Raw genomic sequence first — 25,040 nt, 5'->3', positions numbered from 1 at the left:
CGAGGTGCACGATGGCAGCGACACACACCCGGCCGACGCACACGGCCAGGCGCGGTACGGCGGCCGGACTGGCCGTGTTCGCCGCAGTGATGCTCTTCCTCGTCGGCCTGCTCGACATCTTCAGGGGCGTCATGGCCATCGCCGAGGACGACATCTTCGTCGCGACGCGCAACTACGTGTTCGAGTTCGACCTGACCGGCTGGGGCTGGATCCACCTCATCCTGGGCGCGCTCTCCGTGCTCGTCGCCCTCGGGCTGTTCCGGGCCAGGACGTGGGCGCGGGTCCTCGGCGTGGCCCTGGCCGCTCTCCTCATCATCACCAACTTCCTCACCCTGCCGCAGTACCCGATCTGGTCGGTCGTGATGATCGCGCTCTCCGGCTTCGTCATCTGGGCGCTGTGCACGGTGCGGAGTGAGGACCTCGCGTAGAGATCTTCAGCCGGTGCCCAGGCCGTCGACCAGGCGGTTGAGGAACCGGGTGAACGTGGCGTCGGGGGTGAGGGGGCGGGCCGGGGCCGTGAGGGCTTCGGCGAGTTCCGGGTGTCGGCCGTCCGCGGCGACCGTCGCGAGGTAGCGGGCTTCGGCCGCGACCCGGTCGGGGGACCGGGTCGCGGCCGCCTGCAGGATCTCGTGGGCGACGTGCCCGGCGACGAACGCCGTGAGCTGGGCGAAGACCTCCAGTCTGGCCGCGCCGTCCAGCCCGGTGGGCCGTAGGGCGGCGAGTGCGCGTTCCAGGAACGCCAGGGTGTTGGGGCCGAGGCTGCGACGGGTGGAGAGGGCTGCGGGCAGCCAGGGGTGACGGAGCATCAGTTCGCGCTGGTCGTGCGCGACGGCCTTCACGTCGGCGCGCCAGTCGCCGGTGGCGGCGCCTGATGTCGGCAGTTCGCCGCTGACGTGGTCGACCATCAGCTCCAGCAGCGTCTCCTTGTCGGAGGCGTAGCTGTAGAGCGACATGACTCCGGCTCCGACCTGTGTGGCGACCCGCCGCATGGTGACCGCTTCGAGCCCTTCCGCGTCCGCCAGTGCCACGGCGGCCGCCGTGATCGCCTCCCGGCTGAAGGCGGGCTTGCGGCCCCTACGGGGCTGACCGGGGTTCAGCCACAGCTGTTCGGGGTCGACACCGGCGGCGCCGGCCCCGCCGTCACGCGTCACGGTCCTCGTACTCCTTCTGTCGATCACTGAGGCCACGGGGGAGGCCACACCGGGGAGGCCTCTGGCGAGGCCACCATCCAAGCACCCCTTCCATTCCCGTACAGTGTACGTAAATAATTTCCGTACGCCGTACGGATAATCGAGGAGGGGACCCATGACAGCACGGACGCACGACCCCGCGGCAAGGCCGGCCTGGACACCGCCCGCGCGGAAGCCGCCGCTTTCCTCACGGATGATGAGGGCGATGTGGCGCGGCCTCCCGGCCAAGCGGCACGACGTCGGGTGGGAGCAAGGACTGGTGGTGCCGGCCGCCGACGGCAGCCCGCTCATCACGGACCACTACTTCCCCCGCGCGGACGGCGACTTCCCCACCCTCCTGGTGCGCTCGCCCTACGGCAGGGGCGTGCCGTGGTCGCCCATGTACGGCATGCTCTTCGCCGAACAGGGCTTCCACGTCGTCCTGCAGAGCTGCCGCGGCACCGGCGGCTCCGGCGGCGAGTTCCACCTGTGGCGCAACGAGGCCGCGGACGGCCGGGCCACCGTGGCCTGGCTGCGCGACCAGCCCTGGTTCGGCGGAACACTGGGGACGATCGGCCCCAGCTACCTCGGATACGTCCAGTGGGCACTCGCCCTGGACCCGCCGCCGGAGCTGAAGGCGATGGTGGTGCAGGTGGGACTGCACGACCCCCACGCCCTGTTCCACGCGGACCGCGCCCTGAAGCTGGAGAACGCCCTCCTCGTCGGCGTGGGCATGGCGCACCAGCACCGCGGGATCGCCCCCTTCGTCCGGGCGACGCTGCGCCTGCAGCGCCGGATGCGCGCCATCGTCAGCGCGCGGCCGCTGCGCGGGGCGTACGCGTCCGCCCTCACGGACGTGCCGTGGCTGGACGACGTGATGACGCACCCGGACGCCGACGACCCGTACTGGAACGGCGCGTCCCTGGCACGGGCGGCCGAGGGGCTGAGCGTCCCCACGAGTCTGATCACCGGATGGCACGACGCCCTGGCCGACCAGACCTTCGGGCAGTACGCCCGGCTGCGCCGGTCCGGATGCGAGACCGCCCTGCTCGTCGGCCCCTGGACCCACACCTCCGCGATGCAGCAGGGCTGGCCCGAGGTGTTCACCGAGAGCCTCGCCTGGCTTCGGGCACACCTGTGCGCCGAGACCTCCGGCCTGCGCCCCACCGGCGTGCGGGTGCACAGGGGCGGCGAAGACGTGTGGCAGGACCTCGACGAGTGGCCGCTCTCCCCCGTCGCGACCTCATGGTTCGCCGCCCCGGACGGGCACCTCACCCGGAGCGCCCCCACCGAACCCGCCGCCCCCCTGACGTCCTTGCGCTACGACCCGGCCGACCCCACACCGTCCATCGGCGGACCCCTGCTCTCCCGCACGGCCGGTCCCCGCGACAACAGCGCCCTGGAAGCCCGGGATGACGTCCTGACCTTCACCGGCCCACCCCTGGCGGAGCCCCTGGACATCCTCGGCCCGGTCTCCGCGCGGCTGCGCGTCTCCACGGACACCGGGCACGCCGACGTGTTCACCCGCCTGTGCGACGTGGACGAGCAGGGCCGCTCCACCAACGTCTGCGACGGGCTGGCCCGGCTGGAGACCGCCGGGCGGGCACCCTCGGAGGCCACCGTGGCGATGAGCCACACCGCCCACCGCTTCCCGGCCGGACACCGCGTCCGATGGCAGATCAGCGGCGGCGCCCACCCGCGCTTCGCCCGCAACCCCGGCACCGGAATGCCTCCGGTGGACGCCGTCGGCCTCGTACCGACCCACATCACCCTCCACGCCGGCTCGGCGCTGGCGCTGCCTCATGGTGGCGGGACTTCCCGCAACCGGGGCGGTGGCCACGACTGAGGCCCGGACGCCGCGCCGGTGATCCGGGGCGGCGTCCGGGCCGGGGACCGGGGACGCGGCGCGATAAGCGCACCATGCGGGTCAGTGCGCCGTCTCGGCCATGTCGCAGGTGTGGCACACCACCCTGCGTGCCGGGATACGGCCGTGCGAGGAGCCCATGCCGATCTGGCGGGTGACCTGCACCTGACGTACGCGGGCGTGGTTCTCACAGGTGGCCAGGCCGCAGCGCGAGCACACACCGATGCCGGCGGTGTCGCCGTGTGCCTCCTGGAGGCAGTCGTAGCACCTCATGTCCAACTCCGATTTCAGTAGGGGCCAGGCGCGGCGACCGGCCAACACGACATACCCACCCAGGCCGCACACACCTACTCAAGGGGATTGAAAAGTAGGGCTAAAATTAGACTTTGTCAAACCTAGGATTTGATCGATCAACCACGAGAGATCATCGTTGGATCCGGAAACACTCCGAAAGATTCGATGAGCGGAATGCCGCGATACAGCCCGAATACTCCGCAGAATTCACCGAGTTCGCTGACCCCCGACCTCAACAGGCCATTGAGCAGCCCTCATCCATCGCCACCGACACCCAACCGCCAACGAATTTTTCGCAACTACCACCGAAACCATTGACAGTTGAAAGGGCCGGCCCAACACTCCCGGATGACAGCGAGCCCCCGTCACGACCCCACACGGACGAGGAGGAAGCACGCCCATGAAGCATGTATTCAGCCACTTACGGCTGCTCATCAGCGGCACCTGCACCATGCTGCTGGTCGCCGTCGCCGCCCTGACCCTGCCGGGCACGGCCCACGCGGACACGGTCATCGACAGGAACCAGACCGGGACCCACGACCGGTACTACTACTCCTTCTGGACCGACGCGCCGGGCACCGTTTCCATGACCCTCTCCGCCGGCGGCACCTACAGCACCTCATGGCGGAACACCGGGAACTTCGTCGCCGGCAAGGGCTGGAGCACCGGCGCACGCCGCACCGTCACCTACTCGGGCACCTTCAACCCGTCGGGCAACTCGTACCTGACCCTGTACGGCTGGACGGCGAACCCGCTCATCGAGTACTACATCGTCGACAACTGGGGCACCTACCGGCCCACCGGCCAGTACAAGGGCACCGTCACCAGCGACGGCGGTACGTACGACATCTACAAGACGACGCGGTACAACGCCCCCTCCGTCGAGGGCAACAAGACCTTCGACCAGTACTGGAGCGTGCGGCAGTCCAAGCGAACGGGCGGCACCATCACCACCGGCAACCACTTCGACGCCTGGGCCCGCGCCGGAATGCCCCTGGGCAACTTCAAGTACTACATGATCATGGCGACCGAGGGCTACCAGAGCAGCGGCAGCTCCCGCATCACCGTGCACACCGGGCCGTGACGAAGATGGCCGGCTCACACTGGTCACCTCGCTCCTTGCTCACGAAGCTGGCGGTCCTCACGACGGTCACGGCCGCCACCGTCACGGCGACCGCGGCGACCACCTCGACGACCTCCGCGCAGACCGCCGCATGCGGCGGCTACGTCGGACTCACCTTCGACGACGGCCCGTCCGGCAACACGACACGACTGCTCGACGCGCTCCGCCGGAACGGACTGCGGGCCACGATGTTCAACCAGGGCCAGTACGCCGCCGCCAACCCGGCCCTGGTCCGGGCCCAGGTGGCGGCGGGCATGTGGGTCGGCAACCACAGCTACACCCATCCCCACCTGACCGGGCTGAGCCAGGCTCAGATCGACTCCGAGATCTCCCGCACCCAGCAGGCCGTGGCGAACGCGGGCGGCGGCACGCCGAAGCTGTTCCGTCCGCCGTACGGCGAGACCAACGCGACGGTGAGGTCGGTCGCGGCCCGCCACGGCCTCACCGAGATCCTCTGGCACGTCGACTCACAGGACTGGAACGGCGCGAGCACCGACGCGATCGTCCAGTCCGCCGGCCGCCTCACGAACGGGCAGGTCATCCTCATGCACGACTGGTCCGCCAACACCCTCGCGGCGATCCCCCGCATCGCCCAGGGGCTGGCGGCCCGCAACCTGTGCGCGGGGATGATCTCCCCGCAGACGGGCCGCGCGGTGGCCCCGGGCTGACCCGCCGAGCCACCGGCCACCGGCCGGTGGCTCCCCGCCCGGTCCCTCGGCGTGCACGGGACGTACTTGAGTACGCGCGCTCATGACGACCCCGCACGGCCCCGCGACCATGGCCGTATGAAGAAGCGGGGAATGCTTACGTCCATGGTCGCCGGAGTCGCGCTCGTTCTCGGGGTGCCCGTCGCCGCCTGGGGACTGATGGGGCAGCAGAACGCCGAAGGACTGCCGGCGAGTGAGCTCGACTACGCGTATCAGCCGTGGGGCGTCGGGGACGGCGTGGCCGCGGTGGCCGGGGGTGTCGCGCTGGTGCTTGCGGTGGCCGGGGCCGCGGCGCTCGTGCGGGGTGCACGGCGCGGGGACCTGGACCCGCGCTGGTGGGGGGTGCTCGGACCGCTGGTGGTCGTCGGGATCATGGCCGGTGTGGGTCTGCGGATCCTGACCGCCGGAGTCGTCGGGGCCAACATCGGAGCCGGTCTGCTGATCATGCTCGGTACGCCCGTCGCCGCCGCGCTGGTGCTCTGGGCCCTGGGCCGGGGCGTGTGGCTGGCGACGCGGGGACGCGCGGACGCCGGCGGGACCGGCGGCCGGCACCTGGGCGGTTTCGCTTCCGGCGGGGTGTGAGGGGCGGCCCGGTCCTCGTGGCCGAAACCCCACGGGGGAAGGGCGGTCCGAGCGGCCGATGTCCGTACGGGGCGGGGAAGTTCGCCTAGGTTGGTGAACCGGTCCCCCACCCCCGTCCCAGGAGGCCCTGCCGTGCCCGACGACAGCCTGCGTGCCCGTATCGACACGTCCAAGCCGCACTCCGCGCGCTTCTGGAACTACTTCGTCGGCGGCAAGGACAACTACGAGGTCGACCGCGAGATCGGCGACCAGATCAAGTCGATCTTCCCGGGCCTGGTCGACGTGGCGGTCACCAGCCGCCGGTTCCTGGGGCGGGCCGTGCGGTATCTGGCCGAGGAGCAGGGTGTGCGGCAGTTCCTCGACGTGGGCACCGGGTTGCCGACCGCCGACAACACGCACGAGGTCGCCCAGCGCGTCGCACCGGACGCCCGGATCGTGTACGTCGACAACGACCCCATCGTCCTGGCCCACGCCAACGCCCTCCTCACCAGCACTCCCGAGGGCCGGACCGCCTATCTGGACGCCGACCTGTACGACCCCGAGGCTGTCCTGAAGGCCGCCGCGGGCACGCTCGACCTCTCCCAGCCGGTCGGCCTGATGATCCTCAACACGCTCGGCCACGTCGCCGATTACGAGCAGGCACGCGAGCTGGTACGGCGGCTCATGGCCGGGCTGCCGTCGGGCAGCCACCTCGTGATCAGCGACAGCACGGCCACGAGTGAGGGCATGATCGCGGCGTCGGAGGCGTACAACTCGAGTGGGGCGGTGCCGTATTACGTGCGGTCCGTGTCGGAGATCTCCGGGTTCTTCGAGGGGCTGGAGCTGGTGGAGCCGGGGGTTGTGCGGGTGCCGGACTGGCGGCCGGGGCCGGAGGATGCGGGTGCCGGTGCGGTGGATGCGTTCTGTGGGCTGGGGCGCAAGCCGTAGGGGGTCACTGGGGGTGTCGAGCGGGTGCGGGTTCGTTGTGGCGGGTCGCGCAGTTCCCCGCGCCCCCTAAAAGGGCACTGCTGTCCCTGGCCAGCGATAATCGGGGCATGGCCGCACCACCCCCCGTCCCCGAGTCGGTCCGGCGGTTGCTCGGCGATCTGCTCGCGGTGGGTGAGGCGTACTCACTCGTCCTCGCGGGCGGATTCGCGGGGCTGGCGCACGGGCTGGTGGAGCGGGCCGGGCCGGACGTGGACGTCGCCACCGAGCACCCCGCCGGGATGGAGGCCATCGCCGGCGCCGTCCGCACCGGACTGGTGGGGCGGGGCTGGCTGGTGCGGGCCCTGGAGACCGGTCCGCTGGCCGCACAGGTCCACGTCACCGACGCGACGACCGGCGACGAGTACGAGGTCGGCGTCCGCAAGGAAGTGCTGTGGCGCCCGCCCGTCCGCACGGAGCTCGGGCCGGCCCTCTCCCTGGACGACCTCGTCGGCACCCGGGTGCGGGACCTGGCCGACCGGGGACTCGCCGGCGACCTGGTCGACGTGCACGCCGCCTCGGCCCGCTGGAGTCACCCGGAGCTCGAGGAGCTCGGCCGCCGCCACTCCCCCGACACCTTCGACCTCACCGACCTCCAGGCCCGGCTGACCGGCACGGACTGGCTGGACGACCGCGCGTTCACCGCCCACGGCCTCGACGCCGAGGGCGTCGCCGGGCTCCGCCGCTGGGCCCAGGAGTGGGCCGACGACATCGCGGAACGGCTCATCGAGGGCGAGGCCCCGGACGAGGATTGAGTCCTCCCCTCGCTGAGGAACCGGCCGGACGCCCACCGCGGCTAGCATCCCGGTCATGACGACTACCAACGGTTCCTCTCCCCTCGACGTCGAGATCGGTGCGCTGCAGGGCGCTTCCGCCGGCCTGTCCCAGTACGCGGGCCAGGTGGTGCTCGTGGTGAACGTCGCCTCCAAGTGCGGCCTGACCCCGCAGTACTCAGGGCTGGAGAAGCTCCAGGAGCGGTACGCCGAGCGCGGCTTCACGGTCCTCGGCGTGCCCTGCAACCAGTTCCTCGGGCAGGAGCCCGGCAGCGCCGAGGAGATCGCCGAGTTCTGTTCGGCGACGTACGGCGTGACCTTCCCGATGACCGAGAAGATCGAGGTCAACGGGGAGAACCGGCACCCGCTCTACGACCGCCTGACCGGCTTCGCCGACGCGGAGGGGCACAGCGGGGACATCCGCTGGAACTTCGAGAAGTTCCTGATCGGCCGGGACGGCGAGGTCGTGGCCCGCTTCTCGCCGCAGACCGAGCCGGAGTCGCCGGAGGTCGTGGCGGCGATCGAGGCACACCTGGCCTGACCCGCCCTGGAAGGAACGAAGGCGTTGACCTTGCCCCAGGGTCAGGGCCGAGCGTCCTCGTCGTCGGGCGGAAGAGCCGCCCGATGACGGAGGATGCCGTGGTGGACGTACCGGAACGGGACCTGCTCACCATCGGGGCGTTCGCCGCGCGCGCCCGGCTGTCGGCCAAGGCCCTGCGGCTGTACGACCGGCTGGGGCTGCTGTCCCCGGCGCATGTCGACGAGGCCACCGGCTACCGCTACTACCGGGCCGACCAGGTCGAACGGGCCCGGCTGGTGGCGATGCTGCGGCAGTTGGACATGCCGCTCGCCCGGATCGCCGAGGTGGTCTCGGCGGGTGACGGTCCGACCGCGGCCGGGCTGCTGGGCGCGTACTGGGCGGACGTCGAGGCGCGGGTGGCGGGGCAGCGGACGCTCGCCGAGTACCTCCGTGGACGACTGTCGGGGAGGAGCTCCGAGATGTACCAGAGGTTCGCGGTCGAGACGGTGGACGTACCGGGGCAGGTGGTGCTCAGTGAGACGCGGCATGTGCTGGCGGGCGAGCTGCCGGCCTGGATCGGGGCGTCGCTGGGCCGGCTGGAGTCGGCGGCGCGGGAGTGCGGCGGCGTCACGGCACCGCCGTTCGTCGTCTACCACTCCGAGGTGTCGATGGAGAGCGACGGGCCGGCCGAGGCCTGCGTGCCGGTGGCCGACGAGGCGGCGGCGCGGGCGTGGGTCGAGCGGCATGGCCGGGCCCGGGGGACGAAGGTACGGGTGGAACCCGCCCGGCGGCTGGCCTTCACCCGGATCACCAAGGCGCAGGTGGCTCACCCGCAGATCATGGCGGCTTTCGAGGCGGTGGAGGAGTGGATCGCCCGGGAGGGGCTGGAGCAGGCGGGTCCGTGCCGGGAGGTGTACTTCGCGGACTGGGGCGCGGCGGGAGCCGAGGATCCGGTGTGTGACGTGGCGTTCCCGGTGAGCTGATCCCCTGTCGGGGCGTCCCGGGCACGAGCTGAGCCCTCTCGGCAAGGACGGCGATGCTGGTCGAGAGGGCTCTGCCGGTGGTGCTTCTGCTGTTGTCGGTCGGTGGTTCAGACCTTGACCGAGGCCACGAAGGCGTTCCACGCGTTGGCGGGGAACGCCAGCTTGGGGCCCTCGGGGATCTTGGTGTCCCCGAGCTCCAGGGCCTCTTCGACGGTCGACCTGACCATCACACAGGCACCGTTGTTGTTGGTGTAGGAGGACGTCGTCCACGTTTCCGTGGCGCCCAGACGAATTGCCATGTTCGCTCCGTAGCCAGTTGCGTTTACGCCAACCCGTGCTGGTGGCTGGCGTGATCGACGCTACTCGCCAACATCCCCGTTCAGAGCAGTCATTCACTCGACCGGGTGGCATATTCCAGGGGAGACTTCCAGCCAGGCGTGCCAGGGGTGTACCATCCCGAGCCTTTGCCTGGCCAGAGGCCTCACCCGACGGCAGGTCAGCCGCGCGCGTACTCCTTCGCCACGCGCTCGATGAGCTGCCGCGACTGGTCCACGTTCAGCGACTGGGCGCGCAGGTGCTCGTACATCACCGTGTACTTCTGCACATCGAGCGGCTTCTCCAGGTACAGGTCGCTGGTCACGCCCTCGATGTACACCACGCTCGAGTCGGCCGCGTCGGCGAACTCCAGGATCGAGTACTGGCCGTTGATACCGGCGTGTGCGCCGACCTCGAACGGCAGCACCTGCACGGTGATGTGGGGCAGTTGCGACATCTCGATGAGGTGCTCCAGCTGCTCGCGCATCACCTGCCGGCTCCCGACGACCCGGTGCAGGGACGCCTCGTCCAGGACGATCCACAGCCGCAGCGGGTCCTTCTCGGCGGTGATCCGGCCCTGCCTGCGCAGCCGGACCTCGACGCGCTTGTCGTTGTCCGCCTCGGGCGCCTCGGGCGAACCGCCCCGGATGATGGCCTCGGCGTACGCCCGCGTCTGCAACAGGCCGGTGATGATCTGCGGTTCGTACACCCGGAGCGACTCGGCGTCCGTCTCCAGGCCGATGTAGACGCTGTACGGGATGTCCCCGAAGGCGTGCCACCAGCCCTGCTGGCGGGAGTCCTTGGCCATCTGCATCAGCGAGTCGACGACCCGCTGGTCCTCGACCTCGTAGACCCCGCACAGGTCGCGTACGTCCCGCTGGCTGATGCTGCGCCGGCCGTTCTCCAGCCGGCTGATCTTCGACTGCGACACCAGCAGCCGCTCGGCGACCTCTTCGGCCGTCATGCCCTTGAGCTCACGGAGCCTGCGCAGCTCCTGGCCGAGCCGGCGCCGCCTGACGGTGGGATTGACATTGGACGCCACGGGACGTGCACCTCCGGCTGCGTGCCTCTACTTTGCGTATCTGCTGTTGAGCAGACTGCCACCAAGGTGCTTCCTACCGCTGGGAAACGGTGGATATGCGAAGGGTCCACGCCACTTCGGACAGGGCACGCCGAGCGGGGCGGGGAGAGTGTGCGCTCTCCCCGCCCCGCTCGGACAGCGGCTCCCGTGACCGGGTTCGTGGGCGCGGTGCGGTGCTCGTGGTGCGGTTCTCGTGGTGCGGTTGTCGTGGTGCGGCGCGGCTCAGTGGGCCGCGACACGCGCCATGGTTCCGTGGCGCGGCTGCATCGGAACACCGCGGGCGGGTTCCGTCACGGGCCTGGCTCCGCCGGCGGCCTGACGGCCGGGCGGGGCCGGGCTGCGGCGCGGCTGGGCCGCCGCACCGTTCTGGACGTCCATCACGGCGTGCGCGACGAGACCGCCCATGGGGTCGTGCCTGATCAGGTCCCGCAGCCGGGACCTCGAGGACCTGCCCTCGTTGCCCGGGTACAGGTGCTTGCCGAGGCCGACCGCGTGCGCCAGGGCGGCGAGCGCCGCGGTCCGCGGGTCCGGCGGGACGCCGGTGCGGATCGCGGAGTCCAGTCGGGCCCTGATCTCCCGGCTGATCTCGGTGTCGGTCGCCTGGTAGCGAGTCGTCGGCAAAACTCCGCACATCTGACCGGCCACGGCATGCACCATGCCGCACCGCTCCAGATGCGAGAGGTAGGTCTGGCGGAGCCCCAGTCGTGGCCCGCCTATCCAGTGGACCGCCCGTACGGGAGCGCCGCGCCTTCGCAGCAACTCCAACGCGCAGTCCAAAGTTGGATCTCCTGTCGGCCGTGGTACGACCACGGCGATACGATCCCCGTCTGGGGCTATCCGTCCGGCCAGCGCCAGCTCTACTAGCTGTGCTCCGGCCAGACCGAGGTCGAGCGACTGCGGCTGTGCAGTGGTACCCGTGGCCGGGTCCAGTGCCAGCAACAGAAGCTCCTCCGGAAGTGTTCTGCGGCTCCTGCCCATCCATGCCTCCCCGCGTGGATGAATGACAGGGTGACCCCTCTCACATTGGTCTGTCGAGGGTGCGTGACCGGTTCGTAGTGGAACCAGTAGGTATGTCGTTCTCGTCTACCGGATCGGCCCGGCCCGCACACAGGACACTGGTACATGGTTCGGACAGCGCTGGAAAGCGGTGTCAGGGCGGCGGTTCACGGTTCGTTACGCGCACACGGGCAGTGCGGCGCGAGGAGGAGGCATCGGTGGCGGGCGAGTCCCCCGACAGGTCGAAGCAGCGCGAGTCGTCGGCAGAACCGACGTCGGGGAGCGCGGGTCCGGTTCCCGAGGCCCGGAGCGAAACCTCGTCCACGCGCGAACCGCGTGACCCGAGGCTCGCGGTGGCCCGGAACGCGGAGAAGTCCTCAGCGCGCGGGGGCGTCGACACGGCGACCCGCGTTCTGTCCGTCCGCACGACGGACGACGACACGGACGAGACGGACGAGGCACCCACGGACGAGACGCCCGCCGCCGAGCGGACGTCCGACGCCGAGCGGGACGAGAACGACTCGGACACGACGGCTGACGCCGAGCGGGCGGACGGCGACGGGGACACCCCGGCTGACGCCGAATCGGACGAGAACGACTCGGACACCCCGGCCGACGCCGACAGCAGCGCGGGCAAGGCCGACGCCCCGAGCGACGACGAGCGCAGCGAAGACCCCACGGACGCGGCGGCCGACACCGAGCAGGACGAGAACGACTCGGACACGACCGCTGACGCCGAGCGGGCGGACGGCGACGGGGACACCCCGGCTGACGGCGAACCGGACGAGAACGACTCGGACACCCCGGCCGACGCCGACAGCAGCGCGGGCAAGGCCGACGCCGAGACCACCGCCGAACCCGGCGAGAGTGGCACGGGTGCGGCGGCTGGAGGGGCTCAGCGGCCCGTGGAGGCGCCTGTGAAGGGCGCCCGCGGGGATTCAGGCTCGTCCGGGGGTCCGGCCTCCGCTGAGTCCTCCGAATCCGACGGGTCCACCGACTCGGGCAAGGCCCCCGGCTCCGCCGGGTCTTCGGGGGCCGGTGACGAGCGGCTGCGGGACGCGGTGGCCGCGTGGGTGGCGTCGGCGGACCACGGTGACGAGGAGCCCGCGACAGCCGAGGACCGGAACGGCCGGGGGAAGCAGCCCGCGAGCCCCGACGAGGACGCCCAGGACTCCCAGGACGACCGGAAGGCGGCCGAGAGCCCGGAGGAGCCCGCGGTGGCCGCCACAGACGGCCAGGAGGCCGCTGAGGCCGCTGTGGCCGCCAAGGACGCCGAGACCGGTGCGGACGGCCGAGAGGGCGACGCCACGGACGACGCCGACGAGGACGAGAGCCGCACCGAGGACCAGCCACAGGCCGAGAAGGCCGGTACGGGCGCCCGTGGCGGGCAGGAGGGCGCCGACGAGCCCGAGGCGGACCGTTCCGGCACTTCCGGCCGTACGGGCGCTGGAGAGGACGACTCGGAGACCGGCGAGGACACCCCGGCCTCCGCGGACACCACCGAGGACGCCCGCACGGACGAGGCCCCGCAGCCCGGGGCGGCCGATGCCGGCTCCGCCGGGACTGAAGCCGAGGACGACGCCCCCGACACCGACACGAACACCGACACGGACACCGACACCGGTAAGGCCGCCGGAGCGGACGGCACCGGCGAGGACGACGACTCCGACGCCGACGGCGACGGCCCCGCCGCACCGTCCGTCGACCAGCCCACCGCCGTCTTCAAGGCCGTACGGCCACCGGTCGACCAGCCGACCACCATGCTGAAGCTCGGCGGCGTCGCGAAGGGCGTCAAGGGCGCCGAGGACGCCCCCGAGAGGGAGTCCGAGCGGACCAGCAAGTTCGTCGCGCTCAAGCCGCTGGACGACCCGTCGACGCGCAAGCCGGCGTCCACCACGCAGTCCACACGGTCCGAACAGGCCGCACCGGCCGGACAGACCGCCCCCGCCCCGGCAGCGGCCCCTCAGGCCGAGCGGGCCGCTCCCGCCGACGCCACCGCCCCCGTGCCCACCGTCGGCCCCGAGCGCACCACGCAGCAGCCGTTGCCGCCCAGGCCGCCCCTGGACCTGCTGGCCGAGCTGACGAACACCCCGCCGCCCCCGGACACCCCGCTGCGGACGGCCGTACGGCGGGTGAAGATCTGGACGCCGCTGGTGCTGCTGCTGGTGGTCCTCCTCGCGGTCCTGCAGAGCGTGCGCCCGCTGCCGACGCCCACCCTCGAACTGACCGCCGAGGACAGCTACACCTTCGAGGGCGGCAAGGTCGACATCCCCTGGCCGGCCAAGGGCCAGGCCGCCCTGGACGTGCAGGGGATCGGCACGTTCGGGTCGTCCGGCGAGCAGAAGCCCGTGCCGATCGCGAGTGTCGCCAAGGTCATGACCGCCTACGTGGTCCTGCGTGATCACCCGCTCAAGAGCGGCGAGGACGGGCCGAAGATCGAGATCGACCAGGCCGCCGAGGACCAGTCCGACGCCGGCCAGGAGTCCACCGTCGACGTCACCAAGGGCGACAAGATCACCCAGCGGGAGGCCGTGGAGAGCATCCTGATCGCGTCCGCGAACAACGTCGCGCGACTCCTCGCCCGCTGGGACGCTCAGTCCGAGAAGGCGTTCGTGGGGAAGATGAACGACGCCGCCAAGGACCTCGGTATGAAGAACACGACGTACACCGACCCGTCGGGCCTGAACAACACGACCGTCTCCACGGCAGTGGACCAGGTGAAGCTCGCCAAGGCCGCCATGGAGCAGCCCGTGTTCCGCGAGGTCGCGGCGATGATGTCGTACGTCGACTACAAGGGCACCAAGCACGACAACTGGAACCGCCTGGTCGGCTACAACGACGTCACCGGCATCAAGACCGGCACCACCACCTCCGCACTCGGCAACCTCGTCTTCTCCGCGCGGAAGGAGGTCGACGGCGAGGCCCGCCGGATCATCGGCGCGGTCGTGCGCCAGCCCGCCGGCGGCCCCGACAACACCATCCTGGGCGCCGCGCTCCACGAGGGAGACAAGCTGATCCGGGCCGCGCAGGGCGCGCTCAAGTCGGCGACGATCCTGAAGAAGGGCGACGTCGTCGGGTACGCCGACGACGGTCTCGGCGGCCGCACGCCGGTCGTCGTCACCGAGGACGTCACGGCCGTCGGCTGGGCGGGCCTGTCCGTCAAGCTGACGTTCGCCCCGAACGACCTGCCGCACGAGGCGAAGGCCGGCACGAAGGTGGGCACCCTCACCGTCGGTGACGGCAGCACCAGCGCGGTCAAGGTTCCGGTCGCCCTCCAGAAGGACCTCGTGGAGCCCGGCTTCACGGACAAGCTGACGCGCCTCGGCTGAGCCGGGGCGCCGGCCCGCACACCGCGCCCCGCCGCGACGGCCCGTCCGAGGGCCGCCCGGCGGGGCGCGTGCGTGCTAGCGTCACGAACCGGGCAGGCTGCCGCACGGCCGTGAACCGCCGACCAACGGGACACGGCCGGAAGCGGAAGAAGCGGACGAGACGTCGTGGACGAGACGTCGAGAAAAGAAAACGGGACACGGGGAGTGCCTTCGAGTGGCCACTGCGGAGCCGACACGCGCCGACAAAGCCGATCCGGGCCCGGTGACCGGCCCGCGAATACGCCTGCCCGCACCGCAGAAGGACAGCCCAGAGGGCTTGGTACTGACCCTGCGTGAGCGCATGCTGCGCCATCCGGTCCTGTCCGTGACCGGCCTGGCCGGAGTGCTCCACGTCGTCTGGTTCTTCACGTTCGCGAACAGCGGTGGCGACCTGGCCGCGCAGGACGCGTGGGCCGAGTTCGTCGGCCGCCACCCGGACTCGGCGTACAACCTCGCCTGGTACGGCGGGATGCACCCGGTGTCGTACAGCATGGTGTCGCCGTACCTGATGTCGCTGCTGGGCGTCCGTACGACGATGATGATCGCGGGGACGGTCTCGGCCGGCCTGCTGACCCTGCTCCTCATCCGCAGCCGGTCGGTCCGCAACCCGCTCTGGGCGTCACTGGCGGGCGTGTTCGGGCTGTTCTGCAACGCGGTGTCCGGCCGGGTCACGTTCGGTCTGGGCATGATGTTCGCGCTGGGCGCGGTCGCCGTGGTGTTCTGCTGGCCGTACCGGTGGCGTTACAAGCGCTGGGCGAAGGCCCTTTGCGCGGCGCCGCTGGCCGCGCTGGCCACCATGTCGTCGCCGGTCGCGGGCCTGTTCGTGGGCCTGGTGGCGGTGGCGCTGTTCCTGCAGAAGCGGCGGCCGGGCGCGTGGGCCCTGGGGCTGGCGCCGAGCGCGGTGGTGGCGCTGTCGGCGTGGCTGTTCCCGTTCTCGGGGACGCAGCCGATGATATGGGGCTCGGTGCTCCTGCCGCTCGCGTTCTCGATCCTGGTCTACGTCCTCGTGCCGCAGGACTGGAAGACGGTCCGGCTGACGGCCGCGGTCTACGGACTGGGCGTCGTGCTGGTGTGGCTGGTCAGCTCCCAGATCGGTTCGAACATCACGCGTCTGGCGATGCTGTTCGCCGGGGTCGCGCTGGTCGCCGCGCTGCCGTTCACGGTGCCGCGCAGCCGCAGGTGGTACGCGGTCGTCGTGGGGTTCGTCGGTTTCGTCGGGTGGATCGGCTTCAAGTCGGTCGACGACATCGTCCACACGGCCCCGGCGGCGAACTGGTCGCGCGAGCTGGCTCCGCTGGTGAACGAGTTGCAGGAAGTCGGCGCGGAGAAGGGCCGGGTGGAGGTCGTCCCGGCCCGGTCCCATCGTGAGGCCTCCGCCCTCGCCCCGTACGTCAACCTGGCCCGCGGCTGGAACCGGCAGGCCGACATGGAGCGCAACCCCCTCTTCTACGACGACACGCTCAACTCCGCGAACTACCACGAGTGGCTGAAGCGCTGGGCGGTCCACTACGTCGTCCTGCCGAAGGGCGAGCCGGACGGCGACGGGGGCCAGCGGGAGCGGGCGCTGGTGCAGCGTGGTCTGCCCTACCTGAACCAGGTCTGGGGCGACGCCAACTGGCAGCTGTTCAAGGTGACCGCCCCCACCCCCCTGGCCGAGCCGAACGCCGTCGTCGACCGGGCCGAGCAGGGCGAGGTGATCCTCCGGGTGAAGAAGGCCGGCCGGATCCTGGTCCGCATCCCGTACTCCCCGTGGCTGAGCATCGTCGACGCCGAGGGCAAGAGCCTGAAGCCGCCGCGGGAGACGGAGGAGTCCAGAAACCGTCCCGAGGACGAGCCGAAGACGTACGTCAACGTCAACGGCTGCCTGACGGAGACGGAGGAGGACGCGCAGGGCGACAAGTGGACGGAGCTCGTGGCGCCGAAGGCGGGGACGTACCGGCTGGCGGCGCCGTACCAGCTCCCGCGGGGGACGCCGTGCCCGGAGGAGCTGCGCTGACCGGCCTCGGGGGGACCAGCGGTGAGGGCGGGGCTGTGAGTGGCGCGCCGTCCCTCAGCGCAGCCGGTCCACGTACGTGTCCGTGCCCGGCACCGTCGGAATGAACGGCGCCACCAGCTCAGTCCTGCCGAGCCCCGACTCCGCCACCGCCGCGTCCAGGCCGGTGAAGTGGGGCTCCCAGCACTCCCTCGGATCCGCCCGCAGGAACCACAGCAGCGTCAGCCGGGTGTCGACGCCCTCGACCTGTTTGACGTAGGTCATGCGGTCGCCGGGGAGCGGGGTCGGGCGGAAGACGGTCACCATCGCCGCCGGTGAGCCCCCGAGGCGCTTGGGCAGGTGGCGGGTGCGCAGCCACTCCAGCAGGGGTGCGCGCCGGTCCGGCGCGTCCGCCTCGACGACCTGGAGGACCAGGCCCGCGTAGGGATGGTCGAGGGCGTGAACGTCGCGCGGGCCCGCCGCCCCGTCCCGGTACACCGTCGCCTCGTGGTCCTGGAACGCCGTGAGGACGTGTGTGCGGTCGTGGTAGACGCGGGCGTCGCGGTTGAGGCGCTTGTTGATGGCGACCGTCCAGCGCATGTGGTCGTCGTAGCGGCCGGCGGTGATCCAGTACGTGGAGAGGTAGCAGCCCGTGGTGACGGGCTGGGCGATCGCCGACTTCTCCGGGTAGCGCAGGAGTTGGAGGTCCCTCGTCGCCACCCAGCGGCGGCCCGCGTACATCCAGGGCATGGCCATCGCGCCGGCGTAGTAGTGGTCGTCCTCGTACCAGCGGTTGTAGGCGTACTCGTGGCCCGGGTGTGGTTCGACCATGGTGATCAGGGCGTGGCCGGGGTGGGTGCCGTAGGGGCCGACGGCGGCCAGTTCGGCGTACAGCTCACTGCGGGTGTCCTCGCTCATGGCCTTCCCCTTCATTGGCGGCTGGCTCATACTCTGACGCTCCGTCAGATATCGCGCCAGGGGTCCGGGGAGGTCCTGCCATGTCTCTGCTCGCGGGGAAGACCGTCGTCGTGTCGGGGGTCGGGGCCGGGCTCGGGCGGCGGGTGGTGGCCGCGGTCGTACGGGACGGCGGCCGGGCCGTGCTCGGTGCCCGCACGGAGGCGAAGCTTGCGAAGACGGCCGCCGAGCTCGATCCGGACGGAGCCCGTACGGCGTACCGGACGACCGACATCTCCGACGACGCGCAGTGCGAGGCGCTGGCGGCGCTGGCGCGGGAGCGGTTCGGGGGGATCGACGCGGTGGTGCATGTGGCCGCGCTGGACAGCCACTTCGGCGGCCTGGAGGACGCGGACTTCGAGTCCTGGCGCGCCGTGCTGGAGGTGAATCTGCTGGGCACGCTGCGGATGACCCGGGCCTGTCTGCCGTCACTCAAGGAAGGCGGCGGGTCGGTGGTGTTCGTCGGGACGCAGTCGGCGGTGGCGGCTCCCTCACAGGTGCGGCAGGCGGCGTACGCGGCGTCGAAGGGGGCGCTGACGAGCGCCATGTACTCACTCGCGCGGGAGCTGGGGCCGTACCGGATCCGGGTGAACACCGTGCTGCCCGGCTGGATGTGGGGTCCGCCGGTGCGGGCGTATGTGCGGTTCGCGGCTCAGTCGGAGGGTGTGTCGGAGGCGGAGGTGCTGGGCAGGCTGACGGATCGCATGGCTCTGCCGGAGCCGGCCACGGACGCGGACGTGGCGGACGCGGCGGCGTTCCTGGCTTCCGACCGGGCGCGGTCCATCACGGGGCAGTCGCTGCTCGTCAACGCGGGTGAGCTGATGCGGTGAGGGCACTTTTCAGCCACTCACCCTGTGGTTCATGTACATAAACTGAGGTCACCTCACCGAACTTTTTTACGGTCTCTTGACCTTCCCCTTCCTTGCCGTGCGCACGTCACCCAACCCAGAGTTCACATGCCTGACCCTGGCGGCGCACACGTGGAAGGGGACTCATGAACGGTCTCGACTGGGCCGTGCTCATCGGCTACTTCGCCGTGATGGTCGCGATCGGCGTCTGGTCGCACAAACGCGTGGACAACGTCAGCGACTTCTTCACCGCCGGCGGCAAGATGCCGTGGTGGCTGTCCGGCATCTCCCACCACATGTCGGGCTACAGCGCGGTGATGTTCACCGGGTACGCGGGCATCGCCTACACCTACGGCGTCACGTCCTTCGTCACCTGGTCCTTCCCGATCGCCCTGGGCATCGCCATCGGCTCGAAGCTGTTCGCCCCGCGCATCAACCGCCTGCGCTCACGCCTCCATGTGGCCTCCCCGCTGGAGTATCTGAAGAACCGTTACGACCTCAAGACGCAGCAGGCGCTGGCCTGGTCCGGCATGCTGCTGAAGATCGTGGACGTGGGCGCGAAGTGGGCGGCGATCGCCACGCTGCTGTCGGTCTTCACGGGGATCTCGCTCAACCAGGGCATCCTCATCACCGGCGGCATCACCGCGATCTACTGCACCATCGGCGGTCTGTGGGCGGACGCGCTGACCGAACTGGGCCAGTTCATCATCCAGTTGCTGGCCGGCATCGCGATGTTCGTCGCCGTCTTCGTACGGCTGGACGACCACGGCGGCTTCTTCGGCGTCTGGGACTCCCCCGAACTCCAGGGCCACGAGAAGCCGCTGGTCGGCCCGTACGGCACGGTGTTCCTGCTCGCGTTCCTCTTCATCAAGCTCTTCGAGTACAACGGCGGCATGCTCAACCAGGCCCAGCGCTACATGGCCACGCCGAACGCCAAGGAGGCCGAGCGGTCGGCGCGGCTGTCGGCGATCCTGTGGCTGGTCTGGCCCCTGGTCCTCTTCTTCCCCATGTGGATGTCGCCGCTGCTGGTCGAGTCCCAGAAGCCGGACGGCTCCGACTCCTACGCCCTGATGACCGAACAGCTCCTCCCACACGGCCTGTTGGGCCTGGTCATCGTCGGCTTCTTCTCGCACACGATGGCCATGTGCTCCTCGGACGCCAACGCCATCGCGGCGGTGTTCACGCGGGACTGCGCGCCGGTGATCTGGGCGCGGGCACGGACCTGGTCCCAGGGCCAGGGTCTGCGGGTCGCCCGGATCGCGACGGTCGTCTTCCTCGGCCTGTCGATGGCGGCGGCGACCCAGGTCAACTCCCCGGCCTTCAAGGACATCATCACCGTCGTCATCAAGTGGGTGGCCGGTCTGATGGGCCCGATGGCGATCCCGATGATGCTGGGCCTGCTGCGCGCGTTCCGCCGCTCCGGCCCGACGGCGGCACTCGTCAGCTGGTCGATGGGCCTGCTCGCCTTCTGGCTGGTGAACTACCCGATCAACTGGAACATCGAGGGCGGTGTCCCGCTCCAGTACCAGGTCTCCATCCCGCTGGCGGTGTCCCTGGTCCTCTACGTCCTCGTCGGCTACATCAGGGCGGAGGACACTCCGGAGCGGCTGGCGCTCATCGAGAAGATCAACACGGACGGGGACGGAGCGGCGGCGATCCCCACCCCGGCAGGCGGCGGAGTCGAGGACACCGTGCGCACGACGGTGAAGGACTAGCCGCATCACCGATCCCCGGCCGGCCCCCATGGCATGGATGCCTCCGCCGTAGCAGGCGGAGGCATCCATGTCCGACGGGAGCGAAGCGGCCTCAGTCGTCCAGCGCGCGGGTCACCTTGGCCAGGTCGACGAACTTGAAGTCGGTGTTGTCGCGGACCTCCCCGTCCTCGTCCCTCTCGTCCGGCGTGTTGTGCCCGTCCTGCACCACGAGCAGGCCGTTCGGGTAGCGGGAGCCGAGGGGGGCGTTCAGCACGGCGGCGCCGTCGCACTCCTCCGAGCCGTCGACGGTGCCGGCGGTGATCCGGAAGCCGCTCTCGTACTCGTTGTCGTCGGACACCTCGCGGTCGTACGCGGCGAAGGTGTTGTCGCCCTGGCTCGAGGCGAGCAGGTAACCGTCACCGGAGCCCTCGTCGAGGATGGTCAGGCCCTCGACGTCGGCGGACAGGTGGGTGCCGCCGTAGCCGGGGTCCGCGCCCGTGACGCACTCCTCGGTCGCCTCGTCGTACGTGGCCGGAACGCCGTACTCCCGCACCTTGTCGATCAGCTTCGGCTTGCCACCGAGGTCGGCGGGCATCCGCCAGATGCCGACGTCCTCCTGGCCCGCGTAGAGCACCTTGTTCACCGGGTCCACGACCATGCCCTCGACCTGCGCGAGATCACCGGGGTCGGTGCAGGGAGTCCAGGACGTGCCGTCGGGGAGGGTGAAGGAGGCGGGCAGGTCGTAGGTGCGCACCTGCCGGTAGGTGACGGCTCCGGTGGAGGTCGTCCTCAGCTCCAGCAGGGCGAGCCGGGTGCGGCTGCGCCGGCTGACCACCGCGTAGGAGCGGCCGGTGGCCTTGTCGGTCCAGGTGGCCAGACCGTAGGGCGTCGTCTGGTCGTTGACCTCGTCCAGGGTCTTGGAGAAGACCAGCGGGGCGTTCGGGTCGGTGATGTCCGTCAGCGGCCGTGCGGCGCCCGGGGTGATGCGGTAGATCCGCAGGTGGTCGCGGCCCCGGTCGGTGACGACGGCGACATCGGCGCGGCCGGTCGGCAGCGGGAACCCGGACACCAGGTCCACGTTGTTGAAGCGGCCCGGCTTGTCGTCGGGCGTGGGCGCGGGCGGCGCCGGGATCGACTGCACCTCCTTGCCGGCCAGGTCGTACACGCGCAGGCCGCCTTCCTTGGCGGTGGAGATCACCAGGCTGGCGTCGGGGTCGGCGGTGTTGCGCCAGATCGCCGGGTCGTCGGCGTCGGCGTTGCCCCCTGCGTCGTCGCCGTACAGCGCCGGGGTCTCGGTGGTGGCGGTCAGCCCCGGAAGCCCGGAGTCGACGGCCTGGGCCGAGGTGGGCAGGACCGCCACGGCCGTCAGGGCCGCGACGATCGCGGCCGTCTGTGTCCCGCGCAGCTTGCGCACAGTGCCTCCACGAAGAGGATGAACGGACGAGACCCGGTGGGGCGATGCCGGGGAGGTGATCCCCGCGTCGGGCCGTGCAGATCCTGAGCGCCGAAGGTGACGGGGCGGCCGCCGCACGGTGACGCAGCCATGCCAAGACAGTGAGCAGTGGGAGCGGCCCGGGGGGCCTGAAGAGATGGGTCGGCTAAAGGCCGCGGGGGTACCGCGCCAGCCAGCCCGGTGAGGAGCCGGCCGGGCCGTGCAGGGACGGGCCCTGGGTCATCTCCATGGCGAAGTCGTCGGCCAGCTCCAGCATCGTGGGGCGGCCCTCCAGTTCGGCCAGCCAGGCCGGGGGGAGGGCCGTCTCGCCGTGCAGGGCGCCGAGCAGGCCGCCCGTCAGCGCGCCGGTGGCGGCGGACGGCCCGTCGTGGTTGACGGCGAGACACAGCCCGTGCCGGACGTCGGCGGCGACGAGGACGCAGTACACGGCGGCACCGACGAGCCTCTCCGCCGTGCCGTCCCCGCACAGCTCCGCCACGCGCTCCGGCCCGGGCATGCCCTGCCGCACGGCACCCAGCGCCTGCTGGAGGGCCTCCGCCACGGGCTGGTGACCGGGCCAGGCAGCGAGCAGCGCGAACGCTCGCTGCACGGCACCGTCAAGGCTCTCCCCGAGCGCCAGCGCATGCACGATCACGGCGTACGCGCCGGCCGCGATACAGGCCGTGGGATGCCCATGGGTCTGCGCCGCGCACTCCACCGCGAGCTGGGCGACGAGCTGCGGCTCCCATCCCACGAGCAGCCCGAACGGAGCGGACCGGGCGGCGGCCTCCGGCCCGAGCTCCCCGGGGTTCTTGGGCGCGTCGGGGGTCCCCATGGTCTCGTCCCCGAGCCCCAGCAGCAGTACGCGACTGGGATCCCGCCGCGCGTACAGCCACTCCTCCCGCGCGAGCCACCCGTCGTCCTTGCGCCGCAGGTCGGGCCCCCAGTCCCGCTGGGTGGCGGCCCAGCGGCGGTACGCCCGGTGCAGATCGGTGGGCGGATGCCAGGCGCCGGTGTCGCGCCGCACCTGGGCGCGTATCAGCCCGTCGACGGAGAACAGGCTGAGCTGGGTGAGATGAGTGACGGCACCACGTCTCCCGTAGGCGGGAGCGAGATCCACGAGCCCCTCCGCGCCGTGCGCCTCCCGTATCTCGTCGATCCCCAGCCCGTCGACGGGCGCGCCCAGCGCGTCCCCGACGGCCACACCGAGCAACGTCCCGCGCACCCGGCTACGAAAGTCCTGCTGCTCCGTACGCCCCCAGATGGCACCGGCAGTCGCACCCACCTTGACCTCCCAGGGACCGTGCACACGTACGACGCCCAGCACTGTAATCGAAGGGAGAGGGTGGGCTCAGGAGGCGGAAGGATGTGGAGGATGCCGCCAGACAACCTTGAGCGGTATGCGATCAGCTGTACCAGGTCACGTTGCAGACATAGACACACTCATGGCGACGCGTTCCATAGCGCATGCGGTGCGCCGGAGCAAGGCGACACGCTCCACCGAACGGGTGATGTTCGTGCGGGTCCCTTGTCCGGCTGCCAACTCGCGCCTACTACTGGAGGTACCGGCAGGCCGCCCATCGACGCCGGACCGTGCATATCCCGGATGTCCGCCGGCCTGTCCCGAAGAGCTGATCCGGCTTCTTCCACGCCGCCTCGCCCAGGCAGCAGGCAGGCCGTACGACGGCCGAGCACCGACTCCACTGAGCGCAAGCCTCTCAGTGACCACTCGTCCTCGGCGTGGGCCGTCTTTCAGCACACCGCATGGTGCGCGGCGTCGCCGCCGCCAGGACCGACCGGTCGGCTCCGGCCGCGTGTGCGCCTCGACGGACATCCATCGGACACCGTCAGCGACTCATGTTCGGAGGAGAAGTCCATGTCCGTGAACCTGCTCCCAGGCCTGATCCTGCCCCCCATCCCGACGCAGCCGACGCTCTTCGCCGTCCTGCCGGCCTCCGGGCCCACCACGGGAGGCAACCTCGTCCTGCTCCTCGGCTTCAACCTCAGCGGGGCGACGTCCGTCACCTTCGGCGGGACCCCGGCCACGATCCTCGCGCAGGACCCGTCCGGCCTCCTGCTCGCCGTCCTGGCACCGGCGCACGCGGCGGGCAGCGTCCCCGTGGTCGTCACCACCCCCGCGGGGACCAGCGCTCCGGCGACCTACACCTACGTCGCGCCTCCGGTGCCCCCGCCGCCCACGGTCATCGCCATCGCGCCGTCGACCGGACCGACCACCGGCGGTACGCCGTTCACGATCGTCGGCGCCAACCTGACCGGCGCCTCGGTCACCTTCAACGGTGTCCCGGCAACCAACGTCAACGTGATCGGCGGAGTCCTGGTGACCGGTCTGACTCCCGCGGGAGCCGCCGGCAACGCCACCGTCCAGGTGACCACTCCCTCGGGCAGCGCGACCGTCCCCGGCGGCTTCACCTACGTCGCGCCGGCCCCGCCGACCGTGACGGCCATCACCCCGGTGACCGGACCGGCCGCCGGTGGGACCCCGTTCGTGATCACCGGTTCGAACCTGACCGGTGCCGGCGTCACCTTCGGCGGCACCCCGGCGACCAACGTCATCGTCACCGCCAACGGCACCCTGCTCGTCGGACTGACTCCTCCGGGAGCCGCCGGCAACGTCGCCGTCCAGGTGACCACTCCCTCGGGCAGCGCCAACGTCACCGGTGGCTTCACCTACCAGTGACACCGCGCGGTCCAGTGGCCCGGCCACGGCCGGGCCACTGGGCTGTCCGCGTCCCCGCCACGATGGCTCTCGGTAACGGTCACTCCGCTGATCCGGGGTGTTCGCGCTGGTTGGCATTGAAGCGCGCCTTCTTCTCACGATTCCCGCACGTGTTCATTTCGCACCACCTGCGGGTGCGACTCCGGCTGGTGTCGAAGAAGGCGGCTCGGCAGGTCGGTGACGCACACAAGGCCAGTCTTCCGTCGCGTTCGCCTGCGATGACGCTGATCGCATCGGCGGCGATCACGCCGAGGGCGTCTTCCACGCGGGAACCCGAGCTGAGCCGCCATTGCCGCTTGCCCTCGGGCGTCAGGATCGCGGCAGCCCGACCCTGAGCACTGCGGTCGTTGATGACTTGGACAGCGGACGCGGGGAGAGCGTCCTGGAGCGCGGCCGCTGTCGCGGCGACGTGAATCGACTCCCTCAGTTCCCGAGCGAGGTCGAGCTGGGCAGGGGTGCAGGAGTCCACAGCGAGGCCGTTCACCGCCAGCCAGTCGACGAGTCGGTGCGGCGTGGGAATGCGCTCCACAGCGTTGCCCTGACGCTCCGTCAGAGTCGCCGTGAAGCTGGTCGCCAGCACCTTACCGAGGCGGAACTCAGGGAACCCAGCACGCATGGAACCACCTTAGCTGGTTGTGCGTGGACGCGATGACATGTTAGAACCG

The 25,040-nt window shown here is 70.9% G+C and carries 23 protein-coding genes; 14 read left to right on the top strand and 9 right to left on the bottom strand.

The window, feature by feature from the left end; all coding sequences use genetic code 11:
- Positions 1 to 11 precede the first annotated feature (11 nt).
- Complete coding sequence (locus tag IE97_RS0112285; RefSeq protein WP_030236706.1) at positions 12 to 428, top strand: DUF7144 family membrane protein; 417 nt, start codon at positions 12 to 14, stop codon at positions 426 to 428.
- 6 nt (positions 429 to 434) lie between these two features.
- Here the strand turns inward: IE97_RS0112285 and IE97_RS0112280 are convergent, their stop codons facing one another.
- Positions 435 to 1,151 (bottom strand): TetR/AcrR family transcriptional regulator C-terminal domain-containing protein, encoded by a 717-nt coding sequence (locus IE97_RS0112280; RefSeq protein WP_030236703.1) that lies wholly within the window; start codon positions 1,149 to 1,151, stop codon positions 435 to 437.
- A gap of 154 nt (positions 1,152 to 1,305) precedes the next feature.
- On the opposite strand from IE97_RS0112280, the gene IE97_RS0112275 reads away from it, so the two are divergent.
- Positions 1,306 to 3,015 carry a CocE/NonD family hydrolase gene (locus IE97_RS0112275; RefSeq protein ID WP_051704929.1) on the top strand — a complete coding sequence of 570 codons (1,710 nt, stop codon included), beginning with the start codon at positions 1,306 to 1,308 and terminating at the stop codon, positions 3,013 to 3,015.
- A gap of 81 nt (positions 3,016 to 3,096) precedes the next feature.
- Here the strand turns inward: IE97_RS0112275 and IE97_RS38395 are convergent, their stop codons facing one another.
- On the bottom strand, positions 3,097 to 3,306 hold the full coding sequence (locus IE97_RS38395; protein ID WP_037834557.1) for a DUF2180 family protein: 210 nt from the start codon (positions 3,304 to 3,306) through the stop codon (positions 3,097 to 3,099).
- Positions 3,307 to 3,727: 421 nt separating this feature from the next.
- Between IE97_RS38395 and IE97_RS0112265 the strand changes: the two genes are divergently transcribed.
- The 7 genes from IE97_RS0112265 (at position 3,728) to IE97_RS0112235 (ending at position 8,978) form a co-directional block, all read left to right on the top strand.
- Complete coding sequence (locus IE97_RS0112265; protein WP_030236698.1) at positions 3,728 to 4,411, top strand: glycoside hydrolase family 11 protein; 684 nt, start codon at positions 3,728 to 3,730, stop codon at positions 4,409 to 4,411.
- 35 nt (positions 4,412 to 4,446) lie between these two features.
- On the top strand, positions 4,447 to 5,118 hold the full coding sequence (locus IE97_RS0112260; RefSeq protein WP_234310734.1) for a polysaccharide deacetylase family protein: 672 nt from the start codon (positions 4,447 to 4,449) through the stop codon (positions 5,116 to 5,118).
- Between the two features lie 117 nt (positions 5,119 to 5,235).
- Entirely contained in the window at positions 5,236 to 5,739 is a 504-nt protein-coding gene (locus IE97_RS39245) for a hypothetical protein (RefSeq protein WP_063752193.1), read from the top strand.
- 132 nt (positions 5,740 to 5,871) lie between these two features.
- The gene (locus IE97_RS0112250) at positions 5,872 to 6,666 is read left to right on the top strand and encodes an SAM-dependent methyltransferase (RefSeq protein ID WP_030236690.1); all 795 of its coding nucleotides are present in this window, start codon (positions 5,872 to 5,874) and stop codon (positions 6,664 to 6,666) included.
- Positions 6,667 to 6,773: 107 nt separating this feature from the next.
- Complete coding sequence (locus tag IE97_RS0112245; RefSeq protein ID WP_030236686.1) at positions 6,774 to 7,457, top strand: hypothetical protein; 684 nt, start codon at positions 6,774 to 6,776, stop codon at positions 7,455 to 7,457.
- Positions 7,458 to 7,512: 55 nt separating this feature from the next.
- A complete protein-coding gene (locus tag IE97_RS0112240) occupies positions 7,513 to 8,016 on the top strand; it encodes a glutathione peroxidase (RefSeq protein WP_030236682.1) in 504 nt (167 codons plus the stop codon).
- Positions 8,017 to 8,099: 83 nt separating this feature from the next.
- Positions 8,100 to 8,978, top strand: coding sequence for a MerR family transcriptional regulator (locus tag IE97_RS0112235; protein WP_030236677.1), 879 nt, complete (start codon positions 8,100 to 8,102; stop codon positions 8,976 to 8,978).
- Between the two features lie 107 nt (positions 8,979 to 9,085).
- Here the strand turns inward: IE97_RS0112235 and IE97_RS0112230 are convergent, their stop codons facing one another.
- From IE97_RS0112230 to IE97_RS0112220, 3 genes are all read right to left on the bottom strand, one after another.
- Positions 9,086 to 9,277: a DUF397 domain-containing protein gene (locus tag IE97_RS0112230; protein ID WP_030236674.1), complete on the bottom strand. Its 192-nt coding sequence runs from the start codon at positions 9,275 to 9,277 to the stop codon at positions 9,086 to 9,088.
- Positions 9,278 to 9,474: 197 nt separating this feature from the next.
- A complete protein-coding gene (locus IE97_RS0112225; RefSeq protein ID WP_030236669.1) occupies positions 9,475 to 10,335 on the bottom strand; it encodes a helix-turn-helix domain-containing protein in 861 nt (286 codons plus the stop codon).
- 261 nt (positions 10,336 to 10,596) lie between these two features.
- Positions 10,597 to 11,352, bottom strand: coding sequence for a GOLPH3/VPS74 family protein (locus tag IE97_RS0112220; protein ID WP_030236665.1), 756 nt, complete (start codon positions 11,350 to 11,352; stop codon positions 10,597 to 10,599).
- A gap of 236 nt (positions 11,353 to 11,588) precedes the next feature.
- Here IE97_RS0112220 and IE97_RS0112215 point away from each other — a divergent pair, with 236 nt between their 5' ends.
- Both IE97_RS0112215 and IE97_RS0112210 read left to right on the top strand, forming a co-directional pair.
- Positions 11,589 to 14,699 (top strand): D-alanyl-D-alanine carboxypeptidase, encoded by a 3,111-nt coding sequence (locus IE97_RS0112215; RefSeq protein ID WP_030236661.1) that lies wholly within the window; start codon positions 11,589 to 11,591, stop codon positions 14,697 to 14,699.
- Between the two features lie 214 nt (positions 14,700 to 14,913).
- Positions 14,914 to 16,734: an MFS transporter gene (locus IE97_RS0112210; protein ID WP_030236658.1), complete on the top strand. Its 1,821-nt coding sequence runs from the start codon at positions 14,914 to 14,916 to the stop codon at positions 16,732 to 16,734.
- Between the two features lie 54 nt (positions 16,735 to 16,788).
- On the opposite strand, the gene IE97_RS0112205 is transcribed toward IE97_RS0112210, so the two are convergent.
- The gene (locus tag IE97_RS0112205) at positions 16,789 to 17,628 is read right to left on the bottom strand and encodes a hypothetical protein (protein ID WP_030236654.1); all 840 of its coding nucleotides are present in this window, start codon (positions 17,626 to 17,628) and stop codon (positions 16,789 to 16,791) included.
- An 80-nt stretch (positions 17,629 to 17,708) separates the two neighbouring features.
- On the opposite strand from IE97_RS0112205, the gene IE97_RS0112200 reads away from it, so the two are divergent.
- Both IE97_RS0112200 and IE97_RS0112195 read left to right on the top strand, forming a co-directional pair.
- Positions 17,709 to 18,494 (top strand): SDR family oxidoreductase, encoded by a 786-nt coding sequence (locus IE97_RS0112200; RefSeq protein WP_030236651.1) that lies wholly within the window; start codon positions 17,709 to 17,711, stop codon positions 18,492 to 18,494.
- Positions 18,495 to 18,658: 164 nt separating this feature from the next.
- Positions 18,659 to 20,227: a sodium:solute symporter family protein gene (locus IE97_RS0112195; protein WP_030236647.1), complete on the top strand. Its 1,569-nt coding sequence runs from the start codon at positions 18,659 to 18,661 to the stop codon at positions 20,225 to 20,227.
- Between the two features lie 91 nt (positions 20,228 to 20,318).
- On the opposite strand, the gene IE97_RS0112190 is transcribed toward IE97_RS0112195, so the two are convergent.
- Positions 20,319 to 21,620 carry a phytase gene (locus tag IE97_RS0112190; protein WP_037844242.1) on the bottom strand — a complete coding sequence of 434 codons (1,302 nt, stop codon included), beginning with the start codon at positions 21,618 to 21,620 and terminating at the stop codon, positions 20,319 to 20,321.
- Positions 21,621 to 21,804: 184 nt separating this feature from the next.
- A complete protein-coding gene (locus tag IE97_RS0112185) occupies positions 21,805 to 22,923 on the bottom strand; it encodes an ADP-ribosylglycohydrolase family protein (protein ID WP_030236639.1) in 1,119 nt (372 codons plus the stop codon).
- A 591-nt stretch (positions 22,924 to 23,514) separates the two neighbouring features.
- Here IE97_RS0112185 and IE97_RS0112180 point away from each other — a divergent pair.
- Positions 23,515 to 24,336 carry an IPT/TIG domain-containing protein gene (locus tag IE97_RS0112180; RefSeq protein WP_030236636.1) on the top strand — a complete coding sequence of 274 codons (822 nt, stop codon included), beginning with the start codon at positions 23,515 to 23,517 and terminating at the stop codon, positions 24,334 to 24,336.
- A 79-nt stretch (positions 24,337 to 24,415) separates the two neighbouring features.
- On the opposite strand, the gene IE97_RS0112175 is transcribed toward IE97_RS0112180, so the two are convergent.
- Positions 24,416 to 24,991: a CGNR zinc finger domain-containing protein gene (locus IE97_RS0112175; RefSeq protein ID WP_030236632.1), complete on the bottom strand. Its 576-nt coding sequence runs from the start codon at positions 24,989 to 24,991 to the stop codon at positions 24,416 to 24,418.
- Positions 24,992 to 25,040: the final 49 nt, after the last annotated feature.

Origin of the sequence: Streptomyces sp. NRRL S-455, from assembly GCF_000717875.1 — a bacterium.
GTDB lineage: Bacteria > Actinomycetota > Actinomycetes > Streptomycetales > Streptomycetaceae > Streptomyces.
Note: the sequence above shows the minus strand (reverse complement) of the source record. Positions and strands in the feature narration are given on the sequence as shown.